General features: G+C 73.0%; 1 protein-coding gene. It reads left to right on the top strand.

All coding sequences use genetic code 11. The annotated features are described in order from the left end of the window. The coding region (locus G3I71_RS47205) for an inorganic phosphate transporter (RefSeq protein WP_164325102.1) at positions 1-463 on the top strand (463 nt) is incomplete at both ends.

Here is a 463-nt window from a genome sequence, read left to right as displayed (position 1 = left end):
TCTCCGCCGGTGTCGCCATCGCGCTCGGCACCTACCTCGGTGGCTGGCGCATCATCCGCACCATGGGCAGCGGCCTGACCGACCTGAAGCCGCCGCAGGGCTTCGCCGCCCAGACCAGTGCGGCGACCGTCATCCTGGCCTCCTCGCACCTCGGCTTCTCCCTCTCCACCACCCAGTCCTGCTCCGGCGCCGTCATGGGCGCGGGCCTCGGCCGCAAGGGAGGCGTGGTCCGCTGGTCCACCGCCACCCGGATGTTCGTCGCCTGGGGTCTGACGCTCCCGGCCGCCGGCCTGGTCGGCGCGGGTGCCGAGTTCCTCACCAAGCAGGGCCCCTGGGGCATCGCCGTCACCGCGACCCTGCTGGTCGGGGGCTCCTTCGCCATCTGGCTGGCCTCGCGCCGCCAGCCGGTCGACTACACCAACGTCAACGAGACGGCCGGTGCCGACGAGCCCCAGGGTGTCGT

The organism is Streptomyces sp. SID12501 (genome assembly GCF_010550245.1).
GTDB lineage: Bacteria > Actinomycetota > Actinomycetes > Streptomycetales > Streptomycetaceae > Streptomyces.
Note: the sequence above shows the minus strand (reverse complement) of the source record. Positions and strands in the feature narration are given on the sequence as shown.